The organism is Pelatocladus sp. BLCC-F211, from assembly GCF_041928655.1.
Classification (GTDB): Bacteria; Cyanobacteriota; Cyanobacteriia; order Cyanobacteriales; family Nostocaceae; genus Pelatocladus.
Genome location: NZ_JBHFLM010000130.1, coordinates 22,393 through 28,392, shown reverse-complemented (window position 1 = coordinate 28,392; position 6,000 = coordinate 22,393). Strand labels below are relative to the sequence as shown.

Here is a 6,000-nt window from a genome sequence, read left to right as displayed (position 1 = left end):
TCAACTGGAGTAGGAGGTGTTTGTTGTGGTTCTGGAGTTGTGTTGACTCCAGTCGATTCAACTGGAGTAGGAGGTGTTTGTTGTGGTTCTGGAGTTGTGTTGACTCCAGTCGATTCAACTGGAGTAGGAGGTGTTTTTTGTGGTTCTGGAGTTGTGTTGACTCCAGTCGATTCAACTGGGGTAGGAGGTGTTTTTTGTGGTTCTGGAGTTGTGTTGACTCCAGTCGATTCAACTGGAGTAGGAGGTGTTTGTTGTGGTTCTGGAGTTGTGTTTGAACCTGTTGAATTTGATGGAGGTGTAGATGTTTGTGGTTCGGGGCTTGTGTTTGAACCTGTTGAGTTTGATGGAGGTGTAGATGTTTGTGGTTCGGGGCTTGTGTTTGAACCTGTTGAATTTGATGGAGGTGTAGATGTTTGTGGTTCGGGGCTTGTGTTTGAACCTGTTGAATTTGATGGCGCTGGGCTTGTGTTTGAACCTGTTGAATTTGATGGAGGTGTAGATGTTTGTGGTTCGGGGGTTGTGTTTGAACCTGTTGAATTTGATGGAGGTGTAGATGTTTGTGGTTCGGGGCTTGTGTTTGAACCTGTTGAGTTTGATGGCGCTGGGGTTGTGTTTGAACCTGTTGAATTTGATGGAGGTGTAGATGTTTGTGGTTCGGGGTTATTTGATCCCGTTGAATTAGAAGTTGATGAAGGTGTACCTGATTTCGGTTTGTCACTTGTGTTTGGTGTGGCGGAATCAGGAACGGGTGGTGGAGTGTCTACTTTCTTTTGGTCAGTCGTGTCTGTCTGTGTGGGTGTTTTTTGGTTGTTGGAATTATTTTGGTCGCTTGTGTTTGTCTGTGTGGGTGTTTTTTGGTTGTTGGAATTATTTTGGTCGCTTGTGTTTGTCTGTGTGGGTGTTTTTTGGTTGTTGGAATTATTGTTGGAATTATTGTTGGAATTAGTAGTGTTATTTGTTGACTGTGTACTAGTTTGTTGGTTATTACTATCCTTCTGTTGTGTTGTGTTTGTCCCGTTTTGTCCTGATGTGCGAGAGGAGTTTGTAGAAGTTTTTGTGCTATCGGTGTTACTAGAAGAATCTGAAATAGTGGGGGTTAGCTTTACGAAAGATGGATTTTCTATGACTTTTTGACCAGTAACTGGTTGTTGGGAACTCACAGCTTCGGCTGTTTCAGCTTGAACTTTAGCGATCGCCGGATCTGGATTTGATTGTTGCTGTCGAGGTAAATCCAACCCTCGTACCATATCGCTAGTCTCATAAAAAGTTCTCAGGTCAAAATCGTACAACCCTTGAAATTGACCTTTAACTACAACAAGCATTTGGCCTGCTTTTAGTTCCCGACCCTGGGAACCATCTTTATTGAAAACTTCAATACCACTATTTGTTAATGCTGCTACGACTGTAGTATCTTTTTTTTCATCGTAGCGGACAAATAATGCGGAACCACGAATTGCTGCTGCTGCGTTTGGTGTGTTTACCCGTGTTCGTCCCTGTCCTGGCGGAATCAGTAGCAAGACAGTACCATTGGTCAAGCGAAAATTCCGTGTCTTTGGTAAGAATCGAAATATTGCTTGTTCTCCAACTCTTGCTAAAGAACCATCATTAAAACGCAACTCTGCTAGAGAGGCTCTACCAGTGGACAGCCCATCCCCTGGGATTATAGCATCTGATTTGCGCGCCCGACGCTTAGGTTGCTTGTAGGGCATGATCTGTACTACATTACGAAGATTTTGGATCACAGCCCTGGTTAGAGGTGTTGCAGCAGTAGCCTGTTCTGGCAAAGGTAACACCGCAGTTCCCCAGCAGCCAGCTACCAAGAATGGGAGTAATTTACGAAACATGTTTTGGAGCCTCGGTAATTTCACTAATGCCAAAGCAGTATAAAATAAGCTTTTAAATTAAAATTTTACGTTTCTTAATTATCCTTGCTATAGCAAGATTCTCCTATGATTTTTTGTTGAAATACATTTAATTTTTCAATATATAAAAACATGCAAATAGACGATTACTAAAATTATTTAAATATTATCAGAAAAATTTTGCTAATAATATTACTGGAGGGAAATTATATCATTGTTTGGAAATAATGAATCACATAAATAATCATTTACAATGACAGAAGTCGCTCAAAATACAAAATATTCATGTTACATCACCAATTTCAAATTGGCAGATAATTTGGTTACGAGACGGGTTACATTTTAAAAATCAAACCTTTTCTCTTAACTGTTTACCCTTTTCCCACCTGTCAATGTTATTTGACTAAATACTAGGCAGGAACTTCTAAGGAAGCTTATGGGTCTAATTTTTAGAAAACAGATTTTAGTATGCAACCCAAGGGCTGGAAAATTTTTTTGATCAAGGTTTTGTTGGCCTCTAGTGGCGTCAACTGGTATTTCATTAGTGTTGACGCGGTAGGGGCTGCAAATTCAAGTTTGAGTAATTTTGGAGACAATTTAGGAGCAAAAGCGCCTTTTTTGCCAGTTGATCAAATTACGAATCAACCATATCAGCATTCACCACTAGAAAGCTTCAGTTCAAAATCAAAGCTTTTGTGGTCATTAAGCTTGATAGACAGGGTAGATGTCCCAACAAACGATGTAGTCCCTGAAAAAGAAGAAAATGTTCCTGTATTTTCGACTGCTACTATCTTTTCTACAGGTAAGTCACTAAAATTATACTCTCAGAGTACGCAAAAATCACCTACTCTACAACCAGAGTCTACACCAAAAAATTCTCCTGAGCAGATTGATCAGCCAAGTGAACTTCCACAGTTAGAAACACAGCCAAACTATACTCCCAAACCCTCCTCTACACAAGTAGAACAAGGTTTGGCAACATCAGAGACAGAAAGGGAACAAAGACTGCAAAGATTGATACAGCGCCTCAAGGGTAACTATTTACCACCAGAATCAAATTCGCCAGAATCAAGTTTTGATGAAGAACTCGGTAAACTGAGACTACGAGAAGTCACACCGAACCCAGAACAACCACAACTTCCATCTGTAGAACAACCATCAAATCAATTCAAACCTGTAGGCTATTTATTGGCTCGTATTGGCTATTTCTATAGCAGTAACATTTTTTCATCAGCAGTGGTTCCAATTGAAGATAGCTTAATTTATTCTGGACTAACGCTTGGATCTATTTCTTTTCCCTTGGGGAAAAAAACTTTTATCAATGGATCTGTTGATGGTTACTTAATTCGTTACTTGGATCAATCAGAATATAACTATAATCAGGTGAGATTCAATCTGAATCTTCAGCAGAGATTTACACCGCAAATGTATGGTGAAATCGGTTGGAGTAATCAACAGCTTTTCTATGCTAGAGATAATAGTAACTTTGATGATGGCGATCGCTTTTTGGGTGAGAATGTCCTGCGGCTAGCTTTAGGACGGCGAGATATTATATCACAAAAACTCACACTAGATAGCTTTTATGAATTTCGTCTTAGTCTCACCGATCCCCCGGAAGACCGTGACCGAATAATTAATTTCTTCTGGCTTTCTCTGAATTATTATCTACACAAGTCTCTCCAAGCTGGTGTTGACTATCAATTTAGTTTATCCAATTTTACAGAATACGAACGAGAAGACTTATATAGTCGATTATTTGGCCATCTAAATTATGGAATATCTAAAAATAGTAATGTGAGTGTACAAGCCGGTTTCACATTAGGTAACTCTACCGAGAGCAATATAGATTTTGATGGTTGGTTTTTGGGTATTAACTATAATTTAGAATTGGGTCGATTTTGAAAATCATCAATTGTCAATTGTCAATTGTCCAGTGTCAATTGTCAAAAGTTTAATATTTTGTCGATTGACCATTGACCATTGACCATTGACCATTGACTAATAACTAATCCAATCACTCCAACTACCTGCGTAAAGTTTACCCGTGTGAATCTCTGCTAATTCTAAAGATAGTAAATTTACACAAGCAGTGACGCCAGAACCACAATAAACTATAATTTCCTCTGCTTGTTTTAGCTGTAACCAACGGTGAGTTTGTTCTTGTGGTGGAAGTAAATAACCTTTGCTGTCGGTAACTTCTAACCAAGGATAGTTAACTGCGCCAGGAATATGACCAGCTATTTTATCAATGGGTTCACGAATACCAAGGTAGCGATCGCTTTCTCGTGAATCTACTAAAGCTACTCCAGGTAAATCTTTACGATTGATTACCATTTGACGATCCACTACCATCTGTGTTTGCAGCGCATAAGCAAAATTACTTTTTTCCTCAGATTGAGGGATGATATCTGTAACAGGGTAGTTGGCTTTTTGCCACTCGCTAAAACCACCATCTAGAACCACCACTTGTTCATGACCAAGATAGCGCAATAACCACCACAATCGAGACGCAAAAGCAAGGTGAGAATCATCGTAGGCTACAACTAGAGTTTTTTGGAAATTTACTCCGATGGTTGATAATTTGTCAGCTAATTGATCAGGATTAGGTAAAGGATGTCTTCCCCCATGTTCTTCTACAGGACTAGAAAGATCGCTATTGAGGTCTAGATAGTAAGCACGTTGAATATGGCTGGTTTGGTACTGCTGTTTTCCCAGTTGTGGATCGGCCAGAGAAAAGCGACAATCCACTATTACGACTTCTGGATCTCCAAGATGTTCTAGTAACCATTCACGAGAAACGATTATTTTGGTCATGGGGGATTGGGGACACGGGGGACAAGGGAGAATACTTAACAACCAATAACTAATAACCAACAACTAACGACTAATTGCTCACTAAAACAATGTCAGAATTAGATAACTTTACACCTGAACTGACGGCAGATGGTTCTTTCACTTTCTTTTCTCAAGAGTTTGGTGAGTCTTTTCATAGCCATTATGGAGCCAAGCAAGAGAGTTTTTTAAAGTTTGTTGAACCTACTCAACTGGCTGTAAAAGCCAAGTGTAAACCGATGTTGCGGCTGTTGGATGTTTGTTATGGATTAGGATACAACACAGCTGCCGCCTTGCAAACAATTTGGTCTGTTAATCCTGATTGTGATGTGGAAGTAATTGGTTTAGAAATAAATACCGTTGTACCCCAAACTGCGATCGCTCATCACTTATACGAAAACTGGAATTATGAGTATATTAATATACTTAATTACCTAGCTTATGAACAAAAAGTACAAACAAATCATCTCAAAGCGAGCTTACTCATAGGTGATGCTAGAAACACTATTCAGCAAGTGTACGCATCTGGTTTTCAAGCTGATGCAATTTTTCTTGACCCTTTTTCACCACCTCAATGTCCGCAATTGTGGACTATTGAATTTATTCAATGGCTGGCTTTGTGTTTGCAAAATGATGGGATCTTAGCTACATATTCTTGTGCTGCGGCTGTACGTACAGCACTTTTAGCAGCTGGATTACAAATAGGTTCGAGTCCACCAGTTGGGAGGCGATCGCCTGGTACTGTTGCAGCCTATAAAGAGGACATGGAGACAGGGGAACATGGCGATACGGTGAATCAAGAGGACACGGTGACATGGGGACGCGGTGACGCAGAGAATCTATCAACAATACTCTCCGTGTCCCCACGTCCCCCACTCTCCGCCTTTTTACCGCCTCTCTCACAAGCAGAAATAGAACATTTACAGACTCGCGCTGCTATTCCTTATCGTGATTCTCAATTGACAGACTCTACCGAAGTTATACTTAGGCGGCGACAACAAGAACAACAAGCTTCTTCGCTTGAACCAACATCTCGTTGGCGAAAACGTTGGGAATCAGAGAGAATTAAGATTAGTGTTAAATAAGATACAATTATCTTAACTATGTATGGGAAAAAATAAATATTAGCTGAGTGTAATAATTTTTACTCCTTCAGTGTATACTTTTGTAATAATCAATAACAGTTATGATTTTTGTGACTTCAATCACTGACAACCTAAGTAATTAGTCACTGCTTGTTCGTGCCTCCTATAGTTTCATAATTCTCATTAGCTCAGTAACGAATATACTCGAAGCTAAAACTATG

4 protein-coding genes are annotated in these 6,000 nt (G+C 39.8%); 2 read left to right on the top strand and 2 right to left on the bottom strand.

What is annotated here, in order from left to right:
* Positions 1-1,844 (bottom strand): FecR domain-containing protein (locus ACE1AT_RS16220; protein WP_374870072.1); only part of this gene is annotated, 1,844 nt, incomplete at its 3' end.
* A gap of 486 nt (positions 1,845-2,330) precedes the next feature.
* Here ACE1AT_RS16220 and ACE1AT_RS16215 point away from each other — a divergent pair.
* Entirely contained in the window at positions 2,331-3,764 is a 1,434-nt protein-coding gene (locus tag ACE1AT_RS16215) for a hypothetical protein (protein WP_374870070.1), read from the top strand.
* Between the two features lie 96 nt (positions 3,765-3,860).
* On the opposite strand, the gene ACE1AT_RS16210 is transcribed toward ACE1AT_RS16215, so the two are convergent.
* Positions 3,861-4,676 carry a sulfurtransferase gene (locus ACE1AT_RS16210; protein ID WP_374870068.1) on the bottom strand — a complete coding sequence of 272 codons (816 nt, stop codon included), beginning with the start codon at positions 4,674-4,676 and terminating at the stop codon, positions 3,861-3,863.
* Positions 4,677-4,765: 89 nt separating this feature from the next.
* Between ACE1AT_RS16210 and ACE1AT_RS16205 the strand changes: the two genes are divergently transcribed.
* Positions 4,766-5,779, top strand: coding sequence for a tRNA (5-methylaminomethyl-2-thiouridine)(34)-methyltransferase MnmD (locus ACE1AT_RS16205; RefSeq protein WP_374870067.1), 1,014 nt, complete (start codon positions 4,766-4,768; stop codon positions 5,777-5,779).
* Positions 5,780-6,000: the final 221 nt, after the last annotated feature.

Bases quoted from the DNA above. Each gene is read 5' to 3' on its own strand.
- ACE1AT_RS16215 (WP_374870070.1), top strand. From the start codon at position 2,331: ATGCAACCCAAGGGCTGGAAAATTTTTTTGATCAAGGTTTTGTTGGCC.
- ACE1AT_RS16210 (WP_374870068.1), bottom strand. From the start codon at position 4,676: ATGACCAAAATAATCGTTTCTCGTGAATGGTTACTAGAACATCTTGGA.
- ACE1AT_RS16205 (WP_374870067.1), top strand. From the start codon at position 4,766: ATGTCAGAATTAGATAACTTTACACCTGAACTGACGGCAGATGGTTCT.